This window comes from Pseudarthrobacter sp. MDT3-1 (genome assembly GCF_054510755.1).
On record NZ_JBTNDX010000009.1, the window covers coordinates 134,414 to 156,391 of the forward strand.

20 protein-coding genes and 3 pseudogenes are annotated in these 21,978 nt (G+C 64.2%); 14 read left to right on the top strand and 9 right to left on the bottom strand.

Going from position 1 to position 21,978, the window contains the following annotated elements; translation table 11 throughout:
• Nucleotides 1-11: 11 nt before the first annotated feature.
• From ACX80X_RS09340 to ACX80X_RS09350, 3 genes are all read right to left on the bottom strand, one after another.
• The gene (locus ACX80X_RS09340; protein ID WP_459311818.1) at nt 12-1,280 is read right to left on the bottom strand and encodes a S8 family serine peptidase; all 1,269 of its coding nucleotides are present in this window, start codon (nt 1,278-1,280) and stop codon (nt 12-14) included.
• Nucleotides 1,281-1,343: 63 nt separating this feature from the next.
• Nucleotides 1,344-2,348 carry a nucleoside hydrolase gene (locus tag ACX80X_RS09345; protein WP_459311820.1) on the bottom strand — a complete coding sequence of 335 codons (1,005 nt, stop codon included), beginning with the start codon at nt 2,346-2,348 and terminating at the stop codon, nt 1,344-1,346.
• 29 nt (nt 2,349-2,377) lie between these two features.
• Nucleotides 2,378-3,796 carry an MFS transporter gene (locus tag ACX80X_RS09350; protein ID WP_252613150.1) on the bottom strand — a complete coding sequence of 473 codons (1,419 nt, stop codon included), beginning with the start codon at nt 3,794-3,796 and terminating at the stop codon, nt 2,378-2,380.
• Between the two features lie 142 nt (nt 3,797-3,938).
• On the opposite strand from ACX80X_RS09350, the gene ACX80X_RS09355 reads away from it, so the two are divergent.
• From ACX80X_RS09355 to ACX80X_RS09375, 5 genes are all read left to right on the top strand, one after another.
• Entirely contained in the window at nt 3,939-4,805 is an 867-nt protein-coding gene (locus ACX80X_RS09355; protein ID WP_459311822.1) for a ribokinase, read from the top strand.
• Nucleotides 4,802-5,299 carry a GNAT family N-acetyltransferase gene (locus tag ACX80X_RS09360; RefSeq protein WP_459311824.1) on the top strand — a complete coding sequence of 166 codons (498 nt, stop codon included), beginning with the start codon at nt 4,802-4,804 and terminating at the stop codon, nt 5,297-5,299. Before ACX80X_RS09355 ends, ACX80X_RS09360 begins: the two co-directional genes overlap by 4 nt.
• Before the next feature lie 599 nt (nt 5,300-5,898).
• A complete protein-coding gene (locus tag ACX80X_RS09365; protein WP_459311826.1) occupies nt 5,899-6,300 on the top strand; it encodes a hypothetical protein in 402 nt (133 codons plus the stop codon).
• A 233-nt stretch (nt 6,301-6,533) separates the two neighbouring features.
• Nucleotides 6,534-6,896 carry a hypothetical protein gene (locus ACX80X_RS09370; protein ID WP_252607749.1) on the top strand — a complete coding sequence of 121 codons (363 nt, stop codon included), beginning with the start codon at nt 6,534-6,536 and terminating at the stop codon, nt 6,894-6,896.
• 95 nt (nt 6,897-6,991) lie between these two features.
• Nucleotides 6,992-8,581, top strand: coding sequence for an alkaline phosphatase D family protein (locus ACX80X_RS09375; protein ID WP_459311828.1), 1,590 nt, complete (start codon nt 6,992-6,994; stop codon nt 8,579-8,581).
• Between the two features lie 17 nt (nt 8,582-8,598).
• Here the strand turns inward: ACX80X_RS09375 and ACX80X_RS09380 are convergent, their stop codons facing one another.
• Nucleotides 8,599-9,336, bottom strand: coding sequence for a hypothetical protein (locus ACX80X_RS09380; protein WP_459311830.1), 738 nt, complete (start codon nt 9,334-9,336; stop codon nt 8,599-8,601).
• A 149-nt stretch (nt 9,337-9,485) separates the two neighbouring features.
• On the opposite strand from ACX80X_RS09380, the gene ACX80X_RS09385 reads away from it, so the two are divergent.
• From ACX80X_RS09385 to ACX80X_RS09410, 6 genes and pseudogenes are all read left to right on the top strand, one after another.
• Nucleotides 9,486-9,863: a hypothetical protein gene (locus tag ACX80X_RS09385; protein ID WP_459311832.1), complete on the top strand. Its 378-nt coding sequence runs from the start codon at nt 9,486-9,488 to the stop codon at nt 9,861-9,863.
• A gap of 26 nt (nt 9,864-9,889) precedes the next feature.
• Nucleotides 9,890-10,639 carry a DUF4241 domain-containing protein gene (locus ACX80X_RS09390; RefSeq protein ID WP_459311834.1) on the top strand — a complete coding sequence of 250 codons (750 nt, stop codon included), beginning with the start codon at nt 9,890-9,892 and terminating at the stop codon, nt 10,637-10,639.
• A 35-nt stretch (nt 10,640-10,674) separates the two neighbouring features.
• Nucleotides 10,675-11,616 (top strand): metallophosphoesterase family protein, encoded by a 942-nt coding sequence (locus tag ACX80X_RS09395; protein WP_459311836.1) that lies wholly within the window; start codon nt 10,675-10,677, stop codon nt 11,614-11,616.
• Nucleotides 11,617-11,937: 321 nt separating this feature from the next.
• Nucleotides 11,938-12,915: a hypothetical protein gene (locus ACX80X_RS09400; protein ID WP_459311838.1), complete on the top strand. Its 978-nt coding sequence runs from the start codon at nt 11,938-11,940 to the stop codon at nt 12,913-12,915.
• 7 nt (nt 12,916-12,922) lie between these two features.
• Nucleotides 12,923-13,576 (top strand): annotated as a pseudogene (locus ACX80X_RS09405) (PKD domain-containing protein); the annotation flags it as partial.
• Nucleotides 13,577-13,709: 133 nt separating this feature from the next.
• Nucleotides 13,710-15,809, top strand: coding sequence for an Ig-like domain-containing protein (locus tag ACX80X_RS09410; protein WP_459311840.1), 2,100 nt, complete (start codon nt 13,710-13,712; stop codon nt 15,807-15,809).
• Nucleotides 15,810-16,206: 397 nt separating this feature from the next.
• On the opposite strand, the gene ACX80X_RS09415 is transcribed toward ACX80X_RS09410, so the two are convergent.
• Nucleotides 16,207-17,853 carry a S8 family peptidase gene (locus ACX80X_RS09415; protein ID WP_459311842.1) on the bottom strand — a complete coding sequence of 549 codons (1,647 nt, stop codon included), beginning with the start codon at nt 17,851-17,853 and terminating at the stop codon, nt 16,207-16,209.
• Between the two features lie 352 nt (nt 17,854-18,205).
• On the opposite strand from ACX80X_RS09415, the pseudogene ACX80X_RS09420 reads away from it, so the two are divergent.
• Nucleotides 18,206-18,580, top strand: a pseudogene (locus ACX80X_RS09420) (alkaline phosphatase D family protein); the annotation flags it as partial.
• A 136-nt stretch (nt 18,581-18,716) separates the two neighbouring features.
• Here the strand turns inward: ACX80X_RS09420 and ACX80X_RS09425 are convergent.
• Both ACX80X_RS09425 and ACX80X_RS09430 read right to left on the bottom strand, forming a co-directional pair.
• Entirely contained in the window at nt 18,717-19,043 is a 327-nt protein-coding gene (locus ACX80X_RS09425; RefSeq protein WP_459311844.1) for a type II toxin-antitoxin system PemK/MazF family toxin, read from the bottom strand.
• A complete protein-coding gene (locus ACX80X_RS09430; RefSeq protein ID WP_308216199.1) occupies nt 19,040-19,243 on the bottom strand; it encodes an antitoxin MazE family protein in 204 nt (67 codons plus the stop codon). Before ACX80X_RS09430 ends, ACX80X_RS09425 begins: the two co-directional genes overlap by 4 nt.
• A gap of 405 nt (nt 19,244-19,648) precedes the next feature.
• Between ACX80X_RS09430 and ACX80X_RS09435 the strand changes: the two genes are divergently transcribed.
• On the top strand, nt 19,649-20,224 hold the full coding sequence (locus ACX80X_RS09435; protein ID WP_252601346.1) for a hypothetical protein: 576 nt from the start codon (nt 19,649-19,651) through the stop codon (nt 20,222-20,224).
• Nucleotides 20,225-20,257: 33 nt separating this feature from the next.
• Here the strand turns inward: ACX80X_RS09435 and ACX80X_RS09440 are convergent.
• A pseudogene (locus tag ACX80X_RS09440) lies at nt 20,258-20,445 on the bottom strand (GyrI-like domain-containing protein); the annotation flags it as partial.
• Between the two features lie 185 nt (nt 20,446-20,630).
• Complete coding sequence (locus tag ACX80X_RS09445; protein WP_252601349.1) at nt 20,631-21,101, bottom strand: DUF6416 domain-containing protein; 471 nt, start codon at nt 21,099-21,101, stop codon at nt 20,631-20,633.
• 165 nt (nt 21,102-21,266) lie between these two features.
• Between ACX80X_RS09445 and ACX80X_RS09450 the strand changes: the two genes are divergently transcribed.
• Nucleotides 21,267-21,971, top strand: a complete 705-nt coding sequence (locus tag ACX80X_RS09450) for a hypothetical protein (RefSeq protein ID WP_252601352.1) — start codon at nt 21,267-21,269, stop codon at nt 21,969-21,971.
• Nucleotides 21,972-21,978: the final 7 nt, after the last annotated feature.

Sequence of the window (21,978 nt, forward strand, 5' to 3'; positions counted from 1 at the left end):
CGCGTTCAGGGCTATGGGCAACCGCCGACTGCTTTGCAGGCGTTCACGCGGCCGTGTGCCCAGAGGGTGCCGGTGCCGGTAATCCGCTCCGCAGTGGATTCGATTTTCTTGCGGACTGCGGCATTTTCGGTCCCGGCGGGCGTGCTCCAGACAAGGGCGGCAACACCGGCGACGATGGGTGAGGCCATCGAGGTGCCGCTGGCGATGTCATAACCATGGGAGCGGCCGTTCTGGGTACCGAGGTAGAAATCGTGGTTCGGGAAGGTGGAGTACACGCTGACCCCGGGCGCTGCCACATCCACCCACTTGCCGTAGGTGGAGAAGGAGGCCTTGGCGTCATCGTTGTCCGTTGCCGCGACGGCTATGACGTTGGGGTAGGCGCCAGGATAGATCTTGGCCTGGGTACCGCCATTGCCTGCTGCGGCGACGATCACCGCGCCCCTGATCCAGGCGTCGTTGACGGCAGCTTCCAGGGCCCGGGAGGAAACGCGCTGTCCCAGGCTCATGTTGATGACCTGGGCACCGTTGTCGAGGGCCCAATCGATGCCATTGACAATGCTGGAGGTGGAACCGGACCCGCTGTCGTTGAGGACCTTGCCGTCCAGGATCCGGCAGCCCGGACACACACCCGTGACGCCCACCGCGTCTTTGGTGGCGGCAATAATACCCGCCACATGGGTACCATGGCCGTAATTGTCTTCACCGGTCGCCGCAGTACTGAAGTTGGCGCGTGCATCAACACCAACCTTTGGTGAAATGTCGGGATTGTCGGTGGTGACGCCGGTATCGAGCACGGCGACCTTGATGCTTTTGGTCCGGTCTTCGGTGGCAATCTCCCACGCGTCGACGGCGTCCACGTCGGCGTCGAGCGTACCGCCGGCCACAGTTGCTCCCAACGTGCTGGTAAATTCCTGGCCAGTGTTGTGCAAAGCGTACTGGCGGGGGAAATAGTCGACGTTGGGCTGATCGGTAGCTACCGTTACCACCTCGTCCGGCTCGGCATACTCAACGTTCGGGTTCCGGCTGAGGGCGTCGATGAGTTGCAGTTCCTTACCGGCCGGAACCTTGATGAGGTGGGCCCCGGTGCTGCCAATCCCCGGGCCGTCGCTGAGCCCATGGCGGCGCAGCACGCCGGCGGCCGCGCCATCGTCGCGGAACTTGACCATGATTTGCCCCGCGACGTGCGACGGCTCGGGCGCTGCGTTGCCTGGGCCTGCGAAGGTGATGGCGCCGAGCCCCATCATGAGCGCTGCGAAACCGGCGATAACTGTTTTTTTCATGGGGTTATCTTGCACCAACCCGGACCGGCTGGATAGTTCGGCGCGGCAAATCGCCCTACCTAATCACGCAGGTGACGGAACCGCGGAGGCGAGTGCCGCCGTCGTACTATCAGTGAACCGCAGCAGCGTTTCCACCAGGTGCGGCGCGAAATCCCCTTCAAGGGAGAGGACCACGCGGCACCGGGCGCCCGGCTGCTCGGGGTAGCCGAGGTAGGAGCCGCGCAGGTCGCAGACGGTCTGCCCGCGGCCCGGCCCGGCAGAGGTGTCGACGGCGGCATGCACCACCGGGGCCACCGTCGCCTTAATGCCGCCCACCGCGAGCGCCGCCGCCAGCGGATCATGCATGGCGGAGCAGGGCCGGCCGAAGATGCCCTCATAGAACCGGAAGTAGTAGCCCAGCATGTCGCCGAGGGCCTGCGGGACCGGGTGGTCCGCGGCGAGCAGTTCCTGCCGGTGGCTTTCCTCCAGGACGTTGGCCATTGTGACGTCCAGCGGCACCAGGGTCACGTCCCAGTCGGCGGCCAGCACCAGGGCGGCGGCCTCGGGGTCGTTGAAGATGTTGGCTTCCGCCACCGGGCTAATGTTCCCGGGGGCCAGGGCCGCCCCGCCCATGATGGTGATTTCGTCCACGAGCGAGGGCAGCGCGGGGTCCAGGCGCAGCGCCTCGGCGATGTTGGTCAGCGGGCCGATGGCGAGCACCCGCAGCGTTCCCGGATACTCATGGGCGAGGCGGACCAGCATCTCGGCCGCACTCTGGGACTCCAACGTGGCGGACGCCGTCGTAAGGGAAACCCCGCCGATCCCGTTCTCTCCGTGCACCCACGGCGCCCCGCCGCCAAACTGCCCGGCCAGCGGATCGTGGGCGCCGAGCGCCACGGGAATGTGCGCGTGGCCGGCGAGCTGGAGCAGGTCCAGGGTGTTGCGGGCGCCGACGGCGGCACTGACGTTGCCGCTGACGGTCCCGATGCCAACCACGTCGGCGGTGGGGGCGGCCAGCAGGTAGGCCAGGGCGAGGGCGTCGTCGATTCCGGTGTCGCAGTCCAGGTAGAACGGAAAGGTGTCGGTCATGGCGGTGGTTCTCTTTCGGTAGAGGGGAGTTAGACCGTCTCGCCCTTGGGGGCGGCGACGAAGAGGCTGACGATGAACGCTGCGGCCGTAATGGCCACCGAGATCCAGAGGGCGGTGGTGTACCCGGCGGCGGTGGCCTGGGCGGCGAAGGGTGCCACGAGAACGACGCCGAGGCTCGCCCCGATGCCGAAGGAGGCACCGTTGATGCCGGGCAGGGCAGCCGGGGCTTCCTTGGGTGAGAGCAGCACCGAGAGCCCGTTGATGGCGGTGAGGAAGAAGCCGTTGTAGAAGATGCCCAGGGCCGCAACGGCGATCAGCACCGCGATCTGGTTGTCCGAGAACATGGCGGCTGCGATAGCGCACGCCAGGCTCAGTCCGGTGCCGGCGCGGAGGGTTTTGATCCAGCCGCGCCGGTCGGCGAGCCAGCCGGCGAGGGGTGCGGCGAAGACGCCGATCAGGGCGGCCGGGGTGAGGAACAGCAGCGCGGAAACTGATGCGGTCAGCCCGAAGCCGGCACCGGCGTCCTGGCTGAGGAGCACCACGGTGAAGTTGATGATGGCGAAGATGCCGGCGAGGGTCAGGACGGTTGTGGCGATGACCGGCCAGACTTGGCGGGAGCGCAGGTGGTGGACTGCGATGAGAGGGTTGGTGCGCCGTTTCTCGATGCTCCAGAAGGCGGCGAAGGACGCGATGGTGGCGGCGAGCAGTGCCAGGGTGCTGGGCGCTGTCCAGCCGGCGGCGGATCCGCCGGAGACGAAGTAGGTGATGAACACAAGGAACACGGAGAGGGATCCGGCGCCCCACCAGTCCATGGCGCCGCGCACGCCCCGCGGCCGTCCGGCTGGGACGATCTTGATGATGCAGGCGGCGGCGATGGCGGTGAGGACCAGCACGACCACGAAGATGGAGCGGAAGCCGAGGGTCTCGGCCATGAGCCCGCCCACGTAGCCGTCCACGCCCCCCACTCCGCCGTTGATGGCGGCGATGATGCCCACGGAGGTGCCGAAGACCTTCGCCTGTAGATTCTCGCTGAGCACAATGTAGGCGAGCGCGAACACGGCGCTGGAGACGCCCTGCAGGAACCGGCCGGTGACGAGCAGGGGCAGCGTGGGGGCGGCGATGCAGAGGATGGTGCCGGCGCCCATGATGCCGAGGACCAGGAGCAGGGCGGCGCGGCGGCCGATGAAGTCGCTCCAGCGGCCGATCACGGGCCCGGCGATGGCGCCGGCCAGGAAGAACATGGACTGGACGGGCGCGGCACTGTCGGCGCCCTGGCCGAAGCTCGCGGCGATCTGCGGCAGCGCGGGGGTGACCATGCTGGCGTTGAGCTGGAAGGACAGCACGCCCAGCAGCAGGGTGGAGATCAGCAGGGCGGCGCGGCGGCCGGCGAAGGCGGGCTGTTCCGCGCTGACCGGCGGGGAGGCGGTGACCGGGGTTGGGGTGTTCACATCAAACTCCTTTGTTCGAGCTGGATCGTCCGGAATGGCGATTCGAGTTGTTATACAACCATGTATGACGCACAAGTACAACCATGCCGTAGACTATTTCCTAATCCGGCCGCTTCCGGCTTCCCCTCGAGAGAGACTTCCCATGAGCAATCGACTTCCTGCCGTCACCGTCGTCGGCAGCATCAACCTGGACCTGATCGCCACCGCCGAGAGGCTTCCCACCGCCGGCGAAACCATCGGCGGCGCGGTGCTCTCCGAACAGCCCGGCGGCAAGGGCGCCAACCAGGCCGCAGCAGCAGCCCGCTTGGGCGGGAGCGCCCGCATGGTCGGCGCCGTGGGCAGCGACGCCCAGGGGCAGCGGATGCTGGCCGCGCTGGCGAGCGCCGGCGTCGACACCGCTGACGTCGCGGTCCATCCGGAGGCGACCGGGACGGCACTGATTGTGGTGGACCGCGACGGCGAGAACCAGATTGTCGTCTGCCCGGGCGCCAACTCCAGCCTCTCCCTGGAGGGTGTGGAGTTCGGCCCCGATGAGACGGTGTTGTGCCAGCTGGAGGTGGGCCTGCCCGTGGTACTGGAGGCCGCCAGGCGGTCCGCCGGGTACTTTGTGCTGAACGCCGCACCAGCGATGGACTTGCCGGCCGAGCTGCTGGAACGCTGCGACCTGGTGATCGTCAACGAGAGCGAGTACGCCCTAATCCCCGCCCTCGCCGCGGCCAAGCTGGTGGCCGTGACGTACGGCAAGGACGGCTCCGCGATGTTCGAACACGGGCGGAAGGTGGCCGAAGCCCCGGCCTCTGCCGTGAGCGTGGCGAACACGGTGGGCGCCGGCGACGCGTTCTGCGCCGCCCTGGTCCTGGCCCTGCGGCAGGGGTTGGATTACACCCATGCCTTGGCCGTGGCCAACGCTGTGGGTGGGGACGCCGTGGGCCATCCCTCCTCCCAGCCTGATTTGGCACAGCTGGGCCACTATGTTGAGCGGACCGCCGCAACCGACGGTGCGCGGTGAGCGTCGCTTTCAGGCGGGCGGCGCCGTCGGACTTTCCGCAGGTAGGCATCACGCGCGATGCCTACCTGCGGGCAGGGCACTTCTCCGCGGACCATCCGTACATGAGCGTGCTGGAGGATGTGGAGCACCGCGCCGAGCATGCGCAGGTGTGGGTGGCGGAGGCGGCCGGTCGGGTGGTGGCGGCGGTGACGCTGACGTTTGCCGGCCAGCCGTACAGCGAGATCGCCGCCGACGGGGAGCTGGAGTTCCGGATGCTGGCCGTTGATCCTGCGGTTCAGGGCGGCGGGATTGGTCGCGTTGTAGTCCGAAGGGTCATTGAACACGCGCAGTCGCTGCCCGCAATCAGGGCGATCAGCATTACGAGCGCGACGTTTATGGGACGGGCTCACGCTCTTTACGAATCCCTGGGTTTCCAGAGGGTTCCGAAGCGCGACTGGTACGTGCCCGGCGAGGACGTCCTTCTCTGGGTATTCCGCCTGGAGCTGCAACGATAGTTGCCCGCCGCTTGAGCCTGCCGATCAGGGCAATTCCCCCCGGCCCCGCCGTCCGACCGGTCAGGAACCCCAGGACCCTCTCTCACTTCCCGCACGTTTTTGGGCAACCCTCTCTCACGTTCTGGGAGGAGCTGCGGCCGTATGCCAGGGGTGGACAAGGTGATGTCCGCAAAGGAACTGTTTATGGCTGCAGAACACGGGTCCAGCCAGTTCGACAAGAAGTTCCGGGTCGGCGACCTCGCCGGCGACCCGCCTCAAGGAATTCATGCGGATCCTCCTGTGCCTGGCAACCGGCTCTTGACCGCCACGCCGGCCCGGTCCAGCATGGGAGGACACACTGGCGGTCTCCAGAGAGATGGCGGTTGACGATGGCCCGGGGAAATTTCGACGACCGATTCTGGGCAGGGCAATTCCCGAGGGGCTGGCGCCGCAGCGATGCTCGGCGGCGTGCTGTGCGTCTTGGCCGCATTCCTAACAATCTGGAACCGATCGGCTGCATCGGCTTGGAATGCGAGACAAGAGCCATGCGTACATCAACCGGGTTTGCCCCTTTGGCAGCCTCTGCCGCGTCCCTTCTCATACTGGTTGGCGTTGCCGGTATGACACTCCTTGCACGGCGATCCGGCCAGTACCTCAAGCTTGCGAACGCTGGCCTGATTACGGCCGCAGTTGGGTTCATCCTGCTGTTTACGGGCGCGCTGATCCAGACGGCATTCTTCGCCGGCGACTTCCCAGGGATGCCCTATTTTGTCATCCCCGGGCTGCTGGCTATCATCGCAGGCCTCCTGATGATCGGGGTCTTCATTCTCCGTTCAGGTGTTCTTCCACGATGGCTCGGGATCTTCTTCGTGGTCAGCACTGTCGCTCTGCTGGCAGCCAACGAACAAACACCTGCTGTCCTGCTCGCCATACCTTTTGGGCTCGCCATGGTGGCGGCCGGCTACTACATGTGGGCAGGGGCGGCAGCTGTGCAGCCGCCCCTGCCAGAAGCTGCTGGATAGCCGAACAAACTTCATCCAAACGAGTCCCCGATCGGTAGGCGACGACGAAATTCGATGCGCGCTGAGGGATCCCCGGTTCAGCCCCGCGTCGTCGCCCCGCCACAGGAGGGCCACGAGCACGTCAGAGATGGTCACGGACGATGTAGCTGGACGATGTCCGCAACGAGGGTTCGGGGGGCCGTAGCCTCAAAATACTCCTGATCCAATCGAGGGTCCGGACGCTAAAATAGACCATGTTGGTCTTCCCAGCCATCGGACTACTGCTCTGGATTGCCTTCCTTCTTGTCGTGCTGGTCCTGGCCAGCATTCTCTGGGTCCTGTCCAGCCTGGTGCTCTGGATTACCGGCCTGAAGCCCCGGGCCAGTCAGAAGAAAGTTACCAGCGCCAGACGGGACCCACGCCGGGTCCAACGCCCCATCCCGGACCCGGCTCCGACCCGGGCAGCACCCCCGGTTCGAGACCGGGCACTGCGGCCCGCACCCGCCCCGGCCTCGCCCGACATCTGGCCCAAATGGACTCCTGCCCACAGGCGCTACGTCGATGAGGAGTTGGCCCTTTGGCAGGAGCAGTTCGACGCGCTGAACTCCAGGAACTAGAAACTGCTCCAAATCGACAGGTCTTGTCACGCAGTTAACCACGCATTCACGCCGCCCTTACACACTGTTCAACCGGCCGCAATACGGTCGAAGCCATGGACAACATTTCACGCAGATCCCTCCTTTCCGCCGGCCTCGGGGCCGGGCTCGTCGCCGCCTGGCCGGGTGCCGCCGTCGCCGTTTCAACAGCGGACGACGCCGGTCTCCGCACCGATCCGTTCCTGCTGGGTATCGCCTCCGGCGAGCCCTGGTCGGACGGCTTTGTGATCTGGACCCGGCTGGCGCTGGAACCGATCGCCGAGGACGGCCTGGGCGGCATGCCTTCCCGCAACGTCGCGGTGGCGTGGGAAGTGGCTGAAGACGCCGGCATGCGCACCGTAGTAGCCCGCGGCGTCGAGCATGCCCGGATCGAAACCGCGCACTCGGTGCACGTCGAACTCAAGGGCCTCCGCCCGGGTCGCGAGTACTTCTACCGGTTCCGCACGGGCCGGCACGTCAGCGTGGTGGGCCGCACCCTCACCAGCCCGGCGCCGCACGAGACGCCGGCGGCGCTGGCCATGGCGTTTGCCAGCTGCTCGCAGTACGAGCACGGCTACTTCACCGCCTACTCGCGGCTGGCGCAGGACCACCCGGACCTGGTGCTGCACCTGGGTGACTACATGTACGAGTACAAGAAGGACAGCTACGTGATCGGCGGCGGCAACCCGCGCGACCACCAGGGCCCCGAGACTTCCACTCTGCAGGGCTACCGGCAGCGGCACGCGCAGTACAAGTCCGACGCCGACCTGCAGGCCGCGCACGCGGTCGCGCCGTGGCTGGTGGTGTGGGATGACCACGAGGTGGACAACAACTGGGCGGACGAGATCCCGGAGAACAAGGACGCCGGCCAGCTTAACGACACCACCGAGCGTTTCCGTCAGCGCCGGTCCGCCGCGTTCCAGGCGTACTACGAGAACATGCCGCTGCGGGCCTCGTCTGTGCCGGCCGGGTTCGACATGAAGATCTACCGCACCATCCAGTGGGGCCAGCTGGCCAACTTCCACATGATGGACACCCGGCAGTACCGTGACGACCAGCTCGCCGGGGACGGCTGGAAGAAGAACGTCACTGAACGCCTGGCCGAGGACCGCACCATCACCGGCGCCGAGCAGGAGAAGTGGCTGCTGGACGGCTTCAAGAACTCCACCCAGCGCTGGGACATCCTGGGCCAGCAGGTCTTCTTCGCCGAAAAGGACCGCAACAAGGCCCCGGAGATCGACGACGTCTCCATGGACGGGTGGGACGGCTACGCCGCCTCCCGCCGCCGCATCACCCAGGGCTGGGTGGACGCGAACGTCCGCAACGCCGTGGTCCTCACCGGCGACGTCCACCGCAACTGGGCCAACGACCTCAAGGTCGACTACAAGGACCCCGCATCCCCCGTGGTCGGCTCGGAACTGGTCTGCACGTCCATCACCTCCACCGGCAACGGCACCGGCTCCACAGTCGACCCGGTCCAGGCCTGGAACCCGCACCTGAAGTTCTACAACGACAACCGCGGCTACGTGAACACGAAAATCACCAAGGACGCCCTCACGGCCGACTTCCGGGTCCTGGACCACGTCACGACGCCGGGATCCCCCGTCAGCACGAAGGCCTCCTTCGCCATCCAGGACGGAGTCCCGGGACTGGTATCGCGGGCGTAGGGCCTGCCGTTGGAAGGCTAAGGCTGGACAACATTCACGAGTTCTGACCGTCTTCCGGTCTGCAGGTCCTCGGTCAGGACCAGCGCACCGACCTCGGGGCAGTGATATTTGTGCTCCCGGGAATTCTTTTCAAGCGGCGTCCAGTCATAAACCTTGATGCAGCCGGTGTAGGTGCGGGTTTTCGTGGAGACGGTCTCGCCGGTAGCGACGGTGTCCCGCATGTCCTCTGCATGACCAACGTAAAATTCCTGCCTATAGGAATCGCCGGTGCGCTGCTCGGCCTTCATCCAGATGCCGGCTTTTGCGCCATCTTTTCCGTGCACAAAGCTGCCGGCGTGGTCCAGCAACATCCCGTACCAATAGTTGTTCACGTCCTCGCCGAAGTACCACACGTCACCGTTCTTGTGTTGTGCCAGGTAATCCCGGGTTTCCTCTACGAGCTGCCCGTTCTTGTATTCCTTGTCCAGGTAGATGGCCGTCTCAACGCCCTCTATGGTCTTGGTCTCCTGCAGGATTTCGATTTCAATCCTCTCGGTGACGCGTCCTTGCTCGGTCGTTTCGTAAGTCATTTTTTTGCCGACGGGGAGGGCGAAATATTGATTGGTAATTTTGGTGGTGAAATCGGCCGGGTTGATCTGCGGATCGTACTCCGCGGCCCTGCTCCTTTTTGTGTTGTCGAAGACAAAAAGTGCCGCCCCGCCAACAACAAGCAACAGGACGACGAGAGCAAAGAATATTTTGGATCGTTGATTCATGACCTATCCCACTCCTTCTGAGTAGAAATTCCTGTAGGGGGTCAGAGCACCCTTGCTTGCCCATGGCCATAGGAGAAAGGTAGTGCAGTCCGTCGTGAACCTGAACCCCTTAGGAAGAGGGGCCACCGTGTGGCCGTAGGATGTGTCGCATGACTCAGGACGAGGTTCGCGGCAGAATCGAGGCCTTCGTGGCCGATTTCCACTCGAGGTGGCAGCGGTCAGGCAAGTCGCCGGACATGTTCGCTTTCGACCCTGCGGTGTTCCAAGCCTGGGCCGACGAGTTGGCGGACCTGGTCGCGACCCATTGCACCCCGGGAGTCCGCACCGGCCAGGAAGGTGCGTTGTCTTCCAGTCCCGCGCACGACCCGTCCGCCGAGCAGATCACCGAAGTCGAGGTCGACGAGGACACGGCGACGGTCCGCTCGGTCATCCAAACGGCGGGGACGAGTACCAGCTGCAGCGATGCGATGACGGCTGGCGGATTTCCCATCTCTCGACCTTCCTCGACCCGCCCGGCACACCGTTGATCGATCCGGCGCGGGCCGAGGCACTCTTGCAGAGTGCAGCACCCGATGCCGCCCTGCCCGACCTACCAGCCCAGCTGGAGCTCGACATACCGGGATTGTTTACGGCGGGCCGGGTGGTCGCACCGTTCGGCGAACCGGCGCCGCTCGAGGTCCTTCACCTCGGCAAGCTCACTTGTGCCTCCGGGGTGCTCACGGTCTTGGACTTGGGTTCGGTTGACGCGCACTTCGTCCCCTTGGCGCGGCGGATCATGCCGGGGACGTACGCCGTCGAAGTCGCCACGGCGGCGGAAATGACGGTCGCAGTACGGCTGCTGCTGTCCGAGGCGCCGGCGGTCAACTGGCACCCCGCCGAATTCACCGACGGCGCGCACGGGGTAGGGGTCGACGCCGGAAACGTCGCCATCCTCGACGTCGGGTCGCTGGTGGAGTGCCAAGCCCAGCGCGTCGAGGCGATGTTTCAAGAGCACGTTGAACGGCTCATGGAAACACCGGGCACAATGTTCGGCCTCGCCGGCGAGGTACTGGATGCGGTCATGGTCTCGAGCGGGTACGGTGACGGGACCTACCCGTGCTACTGGGGTTTGGCCGCCGACGGCAGCCTCACCTCGCTCGTTGTCGATTTCCGGGTGCTCGCAGAGAACAGACCATCTGGGCACGTTTATCACGGGAGGCATCTCCAGCAGGACGTGGAAACCGGACGCACCTCCCCCGCCCGCCTCTGTACTCGAGGTCACCGAGTACCTCGGGTACCGACACATCTGAGGGTTATCGGATGAAGTCAGTGCTCACTCGTTTCAGATCCTTCCGGAGCGTGGCCGCAACCGCCGCAGCCCTTCTGGCGGTCTCCGCCGCGGGTTGCACCAGCGCTCCGGAGCCGCCTGATGTTCGGATCGCTGCTGTCGGTGACATGAACGGCGTCGAGACCTATGCGCCTGATAGCCCTTCCGGTCGGAACGGTGCGGCGATCACCCGGCTCGTGCAGAACAACGAGATTGACGCGTTCCTAGGGCTCGGGGACTTCCAGTACGACACCGCGTATTGCGCGGACTACGTGAACTACTGGACGCGGCTGTGGGGTGGCACGAAGCCCAAGTTGTACTGGGTGTCCGCCCCCAACCACGACTGGCAACCCGGCCGCAACGAAGACCTCGACAAGTTCATGAATGGCCAATGCCCGGGGTCTCCGGCGAAGGCTGCGATCAATCAGGAGCGTGGGTTCATCGGGATCGGGGAACCGTACTCGAAGGACTTCGGGAACTGGCACTTCGCGTTCCTGTCGTCGGCGCAATGGCGGTACAACCCCACGCAGGCTCGGGCGTTGACGACGTGGCTGGACAACGACCTCGCTGCTGCTAAGGCGGCGGGTAAGCACCTGGCAGTCGTTCATCACGAACCGTACTTCACGTCGAACACGAACGAACATAAGCGGGCCGCTGAACACAAGCCGTGGATCGACGTGATGTGGAAGCACCGGGTCCGTCTGACCCTGTCAGGGTCACAGCACAACTATGAACGGTCATGTCCGGTGAACAACGCTGACCAGTGCGTCAGTGACGGGATGACAGCGTTCCAGGTTTCCACGGGAGGTGTCGATCTCCGCTCCTTCACTAGCAGTCCGTCGTACATCGTGAAGCGGTTCAGCGACACCCACGGGTTCCTTCGGATGACACTCCGAGACGACGGGTCTTTCGACTGGAACTTCGTTCCAACGTCGGGGTCGGACACAGACGCAGGTACGCGTTCCGCACCGTAGCGACGGCTTCTGCTCTCCACCCTCGCCTCTCTCGCCGCGGAGGTGGGCGGTGCTGTGCGCCGGACCGCCAAATAATCCGGTCTTGGGTCCTGAACCAAGAGCGGGTAGTCCGGGCTGAAAGACGGGTAGCGCCTGCGAGAAAACGAGTACAGGGAAGCCCCTCGCCACGCTGGTTGGCCTCCTGACCCGGGCATACACTGTCCAGACGCCTGCCGCGACGCCTGACAAAAATCGAAGGGAGAAGAATTTCACGGAACCTGATGCCCGTCGCCGGTGACAGCGGCGGCAACCGAAGAATCCACTATCCGCCGGGAAGAGACCATGAGAAGGACCCTGCCCGCGTTCATCACGGCATGCGCCCGGGGGATCGACGTTCAACTCCGGGGAGCAACGTTGCTGGACTATGCATTTGCCCACATGGGCGGGCGTGGTAGAGGTCGCAGGACTTCCTGGCTTGGCGTAAGGCGGGGAGGTGGCCGCTCGGCTGGTCTTCGTCTACGCGGGTCGCGGAATCTGCGGCTCCATGCACTGCTGACAGCGCTGCTGCTTGCGCTGGGTAGTGTTCTGGTGGTGCCGGTTGCAGCGTCGGCTGCTGAGGGTGACGTTGGGGTTGAGGGTCCGTCGCATTCGGGGACGGGGACGCCGACGGGTACGAAGCGGGCGACGAGTTCGCTGTGGTTCAACGACGGGCTCTGGTGGGGGAACCTGTGGGACACTGCCAGCTCGGATTTTCATATCTTCCGGTTCAATGCCGCGACGAGTTCGTGGGTCGATACGGGTGTGGCGACGGACAAGCGGGCGAGCACCCATCATGACGTGTTGTGGGACGGGACGACGTTGTATGTGGCGAGCTATCGGTTCGTCGCCGACACCCTGCCGGCTGAGCCGAACTTCCCGACGACGATGCGAAGTTACAGCTACAACTCGAGTACTAAGACTTACTCGCTGCTGTCCTCTACAAACGTCAACAACTACAAGGTTGAGACCCTGACAATCGATAAGGACTCGACTGGTCGGGTGTGGGCCACGTGGCAGCAGGGGAACAAGATTTATCTGAACGTCACCGGCACGGACGGCACAACATGGGGCACGCCGTTCCCGCATCCTGCGTCGTTGAGCAACGTGTCTGTGGACGACACGTCGGCTGTGATCGCGTTCGGACCCGGCAAGATGGGTCTGATGTGGAGCCGGCAGGTCGGTGACGCCACGGACGGCATGTACTGGATACCACGTCGACGACGCGTCGAACACCGACTGGAGCGCACCGGTGGCGGCGGTGTCGGGGCCGGACAGCGGTGATGACCACATGAATTTGAAGTGGCTGGACTCCTCGGGCGGCCGGGTTTTCGCCGCCGTCAAGACGTCCTTCACGTCCGCGCCCCAGCCGCTGATCCAGCTGTTGGCATTGAATGGCACGACCTGGTCGGCGCACCCGATCGCGCCTGTGTCGGAGTGCCCGAACCGGGTGATCGTCCTGATTGATGAGAGCACGCAGAGACTGCGTACCTTCGCCACCTATCCGAAACCGAATGGCACGACGAACGCTGGTGTCTGCACTAAGTCGGGGGGTGCGATCTACGAGAAGTCCTCTCCGCTGGACATCATCAACTTCACCACCGCGAAGACGGCTCATATCGTGGACGCCGACCAGTATGTCCACAACGTGACGTCAACGAAGCAGAACCTCAACAGCGCGGCGCGGGGCACGGCCAACAGCGGTCTGCTGTTGCTCGCCGATGTGAACGCCACAAACCGGTACTGGCACTCTTACGACCCTGGTGATAGGGCGCCCGTTGCCTCCTTCACGGCCACCCCCACTTCCGGCACCGCGCCGCTGGACGTGACCTTCACCGATACCTCCACCGACTCGCCGACGTCGTGGTCCTGGACCTTCGGCGACGGCGACACCTCCACCGCGCAGAACCCCGCCCACACCTACACCGCCGCCGGAACCTACACCGCGACCCTGACCGCCACCAACGACACCGGCTCAAGTTCGACCACCTCGACCATCACGGTCAACCCGGCACCGCCGCCGGGCGCCCGTTGCCTCCTTCACGGCCACCCCCACATCCGGCACCGCGCCGCTGGACGTGGCCTTCACCGATACCTCCACCGACTCGCCGACGTCGTGGTCCTGGGCCTTCGGCGACGGCGGCACGTCCACCGCGCAGAACCCTGCCCACACCTACACCGCCGCCGGAACCTACACCGCAACCCTGACCGCCACCAACGACACCGGCTCAAGTTCGACCACCTCGACCATCACGGTCAGCCCGGCACCGCCCCTCGGTGCGCCCACGTTGGACGCACCCTCCGTCGTCAACCTTGCCAACGTCGCGGCCGTACCCGTCTCCGGCACCGCCGAGCCCGCGGACACCGTGAGTGTCACAGCGTCCGACGGCGCGGGCCATGCCGTGAGCGGAACGGCCACGGCCAGCTCGACGGGAGCCTGGTCCCTTCCGACACTCAACCTCTCGAGCCTCAACGACGGCACCGTGACCCTGACCGCCACCGCGACCGATACGGCAGGCAACGTCAGCCCCGCGACGACAGCAACAGTGCCCAAGGACACCGCGCCCCCCGCCGCGCCGACACTGACGGCCCCCGCCACAGTCACCGCCGCGACCGTCGCGGCCGTGACGGTCAGCGGCAGCGCCGAGGTCGGCGCGACCGTCTCGCTCAACATCACGGACGCCAATGCCGTTCACACCCTCACCGCAACCGCGACCGCGGACGGAACCGGGAATTGGTCCATAACGACACTCAACCTCTCGAGCCTCAACGACGGCACCGTGACCCTGACCGCCACCGCGACCGATACGGCGGGCAACGTCAGCCCCGCGACGACGGCAACGGTCCCCAAGGACACCGCGCCCCCCGCCGCGCCCACGTTGGACGCACCCTCCGTCGTCAACCTTGCCAACGTCGCGGCCGTGACGGTCAGCGGCAGCGCCGAGGTCGGCGCGACCGTCTCGCTCAACATCACGGACGCCAATGCCGTTCACACCGTCACCGCGACCGCGACCGCGGACGGAACCGGGAATTGGTCCACGACGGCACTGAACCTGACGAGCCTGAGCGACGGCCAGCTCACATACACCGCAACCGCGACCGATACGGCGGGCAACGTCAGCCCGGCGACGACGGCAACGGTTCCCAAGGACACCGCGCCCCCCGCCGCGCCGACACTGACGGCCCCGACCACAGTCACCACCGCGACCGCCACGACCGTGACCGTCAGCGGCAGCGCCGAGCCCGGCACGACCGTCACGCTCAACATCACGGACACCGACGCCGTTCACACCCTCACCGCAACCGCGACCGCGGACGGAACCGGGAATTGGACCATAACGCCACTGAACCTGACGAGCCTGAGCGACGGACAGCTCACATACACCGCAACCGCGACCGATACGGCGGGCAACACCGGCGCGTCCGCAGCGCAGACCGGAACAAAGAAGACGACCGCAACGGCACCGCAGTTCACGAGCATGCCGTCCCAGATCACGGGCGACACGGTGACCGCTGTGCCATTCGCGGGGACCTCCGATCCGGGGGCAGCCGTGGCGCTCACGGCCACCGATTCGGGGAATTACAGCCTATCGGCCACGGCAACGGCGAACGGCTCGGGAAACTGGTCCTCGACGATGAACCTGAGCCAACTCAACTCGGGCATGGTCACGTTCTCGGCCCAGGCCACGGACGTCTACGGCAACATCAGCACGGTGACGACGACGACGAGCCGCATCGGCCCGAGGGTCGTGTCCGTCACGCTCCAGAACGGCGGAACCGCCGATAAAGCGGACACCAACGACAAGGTCGTGGTCGTGTTCAACGAGCCGATGAGCCCGAGCTCGTTCTGCAGCACCTGGACGAGCACCACGGGGCCGTGGACCCACAGTAGCAACAGCGTCAGCGTGCTGATCAGCCGCAACACCTCTGCCCCCTACGACGCCCTGACCCTCTCGGCGGGCTGCACGCAGAACAACTTCGGCACCGTCAACCTGGGCGCCAACTACACCACGAGCAGCGGCGGAAACCTCACCTTCAAGGGGACCGGCTCGCGTGGGGCGTCCTCCGTCTCGCTGAGCGCGGACGGCAAGACCCTCACGATCACACTCGGAACCTTGAAGAGCGGAACCCCGCCACGGGCGTCATCGCCGGCATTCCCTCATACCAGGGGACAGTGACCGGACAATCGGGCATCGCGACGGACACGAGCGGAGTCCCGCTCGGACGCAATCCCTCCGGCTCCGGGACGGCGTCGCGCTTCTGATCCTCGAATCGCGCGGTTCGATGGTGCGGATGCAGGGTCGGCCAGCCTGCCCACCCCTGCGCACCTGCAGATCACCCTGCGTGCAACGGCGGCGGGGTTACTTCCGGTTCGCCTGGAGCTTCGGAAGCCTCAGCCGCCTTCGGCAGCATGAATTACGACGCCGGTGCTGCCGCCGATGGAAGTCTCCCCTCGCTGGTTGTCGATTTCGGGGTCCTTGCCGAGGATATCCTTCGTACCAGCCGCGTGCCGTTCCAACCCGGCGCCGTCAGCCGTTCCGTGTCTGACCGTTACAAATCAAACAGAAGGTGAGGTCATACTGTCAGCCGCCGTCGGTGATTCAGCCTCCTGATTGCATATGCAGCAGCCACGCCACCAAGGACCAGTCCGATCGTGATTACCCAGAATGAGTTGTTCGCTGCAGCGGTCACGGTATCCGCCGCAGCGTCATCGAATGTATCCGCTACAGGGGCAATGGTGGCACCGCCACTTGGTAATGGGGCAGGGTTGGAGTTCGCTGCCACTGTTGCCGGTGTTTCCGAAGATGTGGTTTCGGGTCGTTGAGTGGCTTCGTCCACCACCGGCTCAGGTGAGATCACTCCAGGTTCAGCAATTGCCACTGCCTGCGCCGCATTCGCAGCGGCAGGGTTATTTAGGGGCGATGCGGCTGCAGCCTGCTGGGAGGGAGCATCAGCAGGTTCGGGAGCCGGTTGCGCGGGAGCGGGTTGTGCGGGCCCTGGAGCTGGGGCAGGTGCAGCAGGTGCCGGGGCGGCATTGGTCGTAGCAAGGGGAGCGGGAGCTTCATCAGCGGTTACGGGGGGAGCTTCAGCGGTAGACGGGGTAGAAGCTGCTGATCCCTGCAACCCGCAATGCGTACCTACCCCCGCCCATGCATCACCAGGCTGGAGATTGGAGCAGGAGGGAGCAGGTGGATTAGGCGCGGGGATAAATAGCAACCTGTTAGGGGTTGCGCCCTTATTGGCACTGATGATACCCGTCACCGCGTTGTTGGTCATCGACTGGTGAACCTGTGCCGGGGATAACGAAGGGTCACGGGAAAGCAGGATTGCAGCCGCACCGGAAACGTGTGGAGCGGCCATTGAAGTACCGTCCAGAGTGTTGTAGCCGGTAGCAGCGTTGTTCCAAGCAGACCTGATGGATATTCCCGGCGCTTGAATATCAACGCAAGAGCCGTAGTTGGACCATGACGCCTGAGCGTCGTTAATATCCGTAGCTGCAACGGTAATGGCAGACCGAACTCGAGCAGGAGAAGCAGCACAGGCATCAGCGCCGGCGTTGCCTGCTGATGCGACTACCGTCATCCCGTCGTTAACAGCACTTTGAACGGCTTCGTCAAATGAAGAATTAGTGAAACCGCCAATACTGAGGTTTAGTACTGCTGGCTGACCGGCCACGTGGTGCTGAACTGACCAGTCAATCCCTGCCATGATTGTTGACGCCCAGCCGCTTCCATCACACTCAAGCGCCCGGATGGGGATGATGCTGGCTTTCTTGGCAACGCCGTATGTTGTTCCGGCGGCGGTTCCAGCGACGTGCGTCCCATGACCATTACAGTCATTGATTCCATTGCCATCATGAACTCCCCACCAGACTGCAGGAATCCTCCCGGAAAATTCCGTATGGGAAACATGCAGCCCAGTGTCAACAACATAGATGTTCACGCCAGCACCTTCATTGCCGATGCTGTACTGCCCATCTCGCCCTGATCGCTGATCTACCCGGTCAAGCCCCCAAATAGACGTGGCACCAGAGATTGAAACGGGAGTGTCAAGTTCAACTGAGGCCACGTCTTCTGATCTTTTCAGGGACTCCATTTCCTTCGGTGTCACTACAACTACCGAAGCTTTCATTGCATGGGAAAGAGTCGCCTTAACTTCAATCCCCTGTTGCCGCAGGGACGTGGACTCCGCTTCTGCATTCACATCATTGCCATATTTCACGATGTACCTTTGCTCTCCTGCGGGTGGAGCAGAGGGCGAAGGAGAAGGAACAGTGGCAGATGGCGGATCAGTTGCAAAATCAGCATGAGCAACAGCAGGGGCCAGAGATAGAACCATTGAGGCAAGGAATACGGATGTCGCGGCTTTAAGGAAATACGGCGGTGTGGACATCTGCACTGTTCTTTCGTACGAAGGATGCCTCTTACCGCAGGAGCAGCCATAAGTGATTACCGAGCATTAATAGAAGCTGCACTACCGTGTGCCATACAAATGATAGCGGCGAGGCTCCAGATATTAGACCTCAGCGGACTGATTGTCGAACATTATGGTCCGGCACGAACATTTTGCCTAAGAGCACCTCGCCGAGGACCGCACCATCACCGGCGCCGAGCAGGAGAAGTGGCTGCTGGACGGCTTCAAGAACTCCACCCAGCGCTGGGACATCCTGGGCCCGGAGATCGACGACGTCTCCATGGACGGGTGGGACGGCTACGCCGCCTCCCGCCGCCGCCGCCGCTCAGGCTCCACCGTGGACCCGGTGATGGCATAGAACCCGCACCTGAAGTTCTACAACGACAACCGCGGCTACGAGAACACCCGCATCACGAAAGAGGCGATGACCGCGGACTTCCGGGTGCTGGACTACGTCACGACGCCGGGATCCCCCGTCAGCACGAAGGCCTCCTTCGCCATCCAGGACGGAGTCCCGGGACTGGTCGGTGGTTGAGCCTGTCGAAACCCCCGCACGACGTCGGCTACCTCCCGCCGGGTTGGACGAAGTATTCGGCCGAATCGAGGAGTGCCGTCATGGCGTCGTCCCCGCCGAGACCTAGCCATTGAACCTACAACACCAGATGTGTGAGTCAGCGTCCCAGACCAAGAAAGACGGCCAACGACTGCTCGACTGCGACCATGGTCTTGGCATCTACTCGCCCCATCCGCAGGCCAAGGTTGGCGCGACGCACCGTGGTCAGCTTGTCCACCATGATCTGACTCACGCGCTCCAAGCCAGTGAGTTGGCCGGGTTCAACCGTCAGCCTCAGCAGTGGGGCGTCCGTCAGTTGCGACGTTAAGGGCAGGAGGGTGATCGACTCTGAAGCCGCAAACAGGTCATCCTGGATGATCAGTGCCGGCCTAGGTTTTTGAGCATATGTTCCGCCTGAGACCGTCCACAACTCGCCTCGATTCACTCAGGCCAGTCTTCCGAAATTTGCTCAACGAAATCCTGGTCGTCACCGCCGCGGTCAGCGGCGGCAACTGCCATGGCTTGCCGGCGCGCTTCACGCTTGAATTCTTCCGTGCGTGCGTCCGGCACCCACATTTGAATCTGTCGGAAGCCGCGCTCGCGCATGGCAACCCGGTGCCGGGCAACGCGATCCCTTACGCTCATGGGTCAATGTTACATGTAACGCGTCCGCAGCGAGGTGATTTATTCCCATCCAGGTTCGAGAGCCGCAGCCAAACAAACTCCCTAGATCTTGACCCGGGCCCCGTCAAAGAAGGCCTCGAAACCAACGCCGAGCTCGCCATGCTCAAGCATGCGAAGCGTATAGCGCCTGAGCCCGGCACGGGCGTCCACCATGATGCGGCCGGCCCGGATGAGCCGGCCCGAGGGCTACCGCAAGGCCGGCAGCCTGTGGACCTCGAGCTAACACTATGGCAGGAGAAGTTCGACGCCCTGGACTCCAGCCGGCACGACAGTTAAACATCTGCTGCGGAATGCCCGGTGCGACTGGGATAGGCTCACCTGGGACCGGGGCACGCATGGCTCCGGCGGCAAGGAGCGGGGAATTCATTGGATCTGCTGGGTGGCTTGAGCCGCGACGAACTCCGCTTCTTTCCCTGGATTGCTGCCGCCGTCTTCGCGCTGGTGGCCGGCCTCTGGCGTCCGCGCAGGTTTCATTGGACGGCGCTTGGTTCCGTCCTGCTCTTTGCGGCCCTCAACGCGGGTGCCGGGATCTATGTCCTGAGCCAATTCCGTGATTCCCGATGGTCCGCAGGAGGGGAACCGCCGCTGACCGTCCCGTCGTTCTCCGGGACGCCAATCGTGGGCCAGTTTCTGGGCCCCCTGGACTCCGCGCTGAACGGGGTGGTCGGTGGCGTGAACGAGTTCCTGGCATTCAAGCAGGCACTTCCCATAGCGCTGGACTTCCTTGCCGTGTCCGGCTGGGCCCTGCTCCTGTCGTTCCCGCTCGCCATTGTCGCCGCCGTCGTCAGTTACGCCGTGGCTCGGCGCCGAGCGGCGGACTTTGAAAGGTACCGCGCGACCGTTGACCTGCTCAAAGAAGAGCTTGAGCAGGTCAAGCGGCAGATCTCGTCAGGGAGTTTCGTTGACACGGCGCTCCCTGCAGAGGACGAGGTCAGTGAGTGATGCGCGGCCCAGGCTGACGCGCCGATAATTCCGTCAGGCGCGTTCCACCGGCAGCCGCAACTCGGTGGTTGCGGTGCTGAAGTCGGCGGCGGTCCAGAATGGCAACGACCGAGGGGCCGGGCCTCAGCCGCCAGTGGTTGGAGGGGAACCAGTCAGCGGCTGTGGGCCGCCCACCTGGACTGGAGGGCCGCCGGGTAGGGTCCGGTGGTGCGGAACACTGTCAGACCGGCGACATCGATCTCCTCAGTGAGGTGCTCCTCGACGTAACCAAGGACTTGGTTCAGAACTGCGATCACGGTTTCCCCTTCCGCATCAAGCCTCGCTCATCGACTCAAACCCACACCCAACTATCGCGGTTGGATCCGATCGTGCACCCGCCAAGTCCTCATCGGAAGGTTCCTTGCTGTCAGTTACCGGCGGCCGTGCGCAAGAGCCGAGCGACCTCGGGGGTCATGGAGTAGCGCTGACCGTCCCAATCCCAGATGTAGTGCCAGGAATTGCCCTTGGGGGTGGTGTACATCGGAAGCCCCGCGCGACGGATGGCCTTCCCCACCCCACCGAGAGTGCCTGCGACGCCCGACGCGCCTTTCGGGTGCGAAATCGCCTTGGCGATCTCCTCTGGAAGGAAATGCGCGGCTTCGTCACCGGTCGCCCGGATCAAGTGAAGGAGAACTCCTTGTCCCTGCGGCGAGATCTTATCCCAGAGGGTCGCGGCGATAGCTGGAGCTTCGTCGGCCTCAACCCAGGAGGGGACGGTCCCGGACGGCAGCCGGGTGGGCGCATCCGGATCAGGGACGTCGGCGAGGAATTCTCCAAAACGGATGTAGAACTCCTCAACGCGGTGTTCCGGGACGTGGACGGTGATTGGAATAAACATTTCAACTCCAAGATAGGTTACAAGAGAGGTCGGTTATTCAGCCTTGCTCGCAAGAAGCGCTGGCGTCAAGAGGGGTTGCAACATATCTTGCGAATGGGGTCGAGGGCGTTGCGAGCGTCGACCCATGTACAGCAGGTCAGGCCGAACCTACGATGAGCCATGCCCATGACCGGCCGAGCTGTCTCTGTTGTGGTACTACTCGCCGTCGAGGCAGTACTGGCACTGCTGGCTGTGCTGGTCCACAGCGGTTTCATGGCGGTGTACGGCCGTGTTGCCGATACCGCGTTCGAAGGACTCACCTGGGGGTTGACGGTAGGTCCTGCCGGAATTGCGCTCGGTCTGGTCGCGGTGGTTGCCGTGGTCGGTTTGGTCCTCTCGCCACGACTGTGGATGCGACTGACGGCCGTGGCCATCCCGGTCCTCATGCTGCTCGTGATGCTCGCTGTCACCCCCTTGGCCCTGGGGCAGAAGATCGGCAAGTACGACTCCTCCCCTCAGTGCGTGATCGAGGGTACGGATGAGCCCATGGCCAGTGCAGACCGCGAGTCCCAGCGAGCGTTCGATTCCATCGAACACATTGGCCTTTACAGCGGTGGCGGCATGAGTGGTGTGGGCGGCTGTGCCCGCTGGTTTGTGCTCTCGGGAGACGTCGATGTGTTGCAGCACTATCGTGCAGCGCTGCCGGCGGCGGGCTGGGAAGTGGTCGAGGATGACGGGCGCCACCTGCGGGCCCAGCGTGACGGCCTGGCGTTCGAGGTGATGCCCTGCCCTGGCGGCGGTGCCGTCTGGGCCGGAAACGAGGACGACCCCGCATATGGACAAGGAACGGCTGTGCAGTCGGGTACTGACATTTGCGCACACCACTTCTGAAAACGAA

Excerpts from the sequence above, each read along its gene's own strand:
- ACX80X_RS09430 (WP_308216199.1), bottom strand. The coding sequence starts at position 19,243 with ATGAGCGTAAGGGATCGCGTTGCCCGGCACCGGGTTGCCATGCGCGAG.
- ACX80X_RS09375 (WP_459311828.1), top strand. The coding sequence starts at position 6,992 with ATGGACAACATTTCACGCAGATCCCTCCTTTCCGCCGGCCTCGGGGCC.
- ACX80X_RS09370 (WP_252607749.1), top strand. The coding sequence starts at position 6,534 with ATGTTGGTCTTCCCAGCCATCGGACTACTGCTCTGGATTGCCTTCCTT.
- ACX80X_RS09355 (WP_459311822.1), top strand. The coding sequence starts at position 3,939 with ATGAGCAATCGACTTCCTGCCGTCACCGTCGTCGGCAGCATCAACCTG.
- ACX80X_RS09400 (WP_459311838.1), top strand. The coding sequence starts at position 11,938 with ATGAGAAGGACCCTGCCCGCGTTCATCACGGCATGCGCCCGGGGGATC.
- ACX80X_RS09345 (WP_459311820.1), bottom strand. The coding sequence starts at position 2,348 with ATGACCGACACCTTTCCGTTCTACCTGGACTGCGACACCGGAATCGAC.
- ACX80X_RS09380 (WP_459311830.1), bottom strand. The coding sequence starts at position 9,336 with ATGAATCAACGATCCAAAATATTCTTTGCTCTCGTCGTCCTGTTGCTT.
- ACX80X_RS09365 (WP_459311826.1), top strand. The coding sequence starts at position 5,899 with ATGACACTCCTTGCACGGCGATCCGGCCAGTACCTCAAGCTTGCGAAC.
- ACX80X_RS09445 (WP_252601349.1), bottom strand. The coding sequence starts at position 21,101 with ATGTTTATTCCAATCACCGTCCACGTCCCGGAACACCGCGTTGAGGAG.
- ACX80X_RS09450 (WP_252601352.1), top strand. The coding sequence starts at position 21,267 with ATGACCGGCCGAGCTGTCTCTGTTGTGGTACTACTCGCCGTCGAGGCA.
- ACX80X_RS09340 (WP_459311818.1), bottom strand. The coding sequence starts at position 1,280 with ATGAAAAAAACAGTTATCGCCGGTTTCGCAGCGCTCATGATGGGGCTC.
- ACX80X_RS09385 (WP_459311832.1), top strand. The coding sequence starts at position 9,486 with ATGACTCAGGACGAGGTTCGCGGCAGAATCGAGGCCTTCGTGGCCGAT.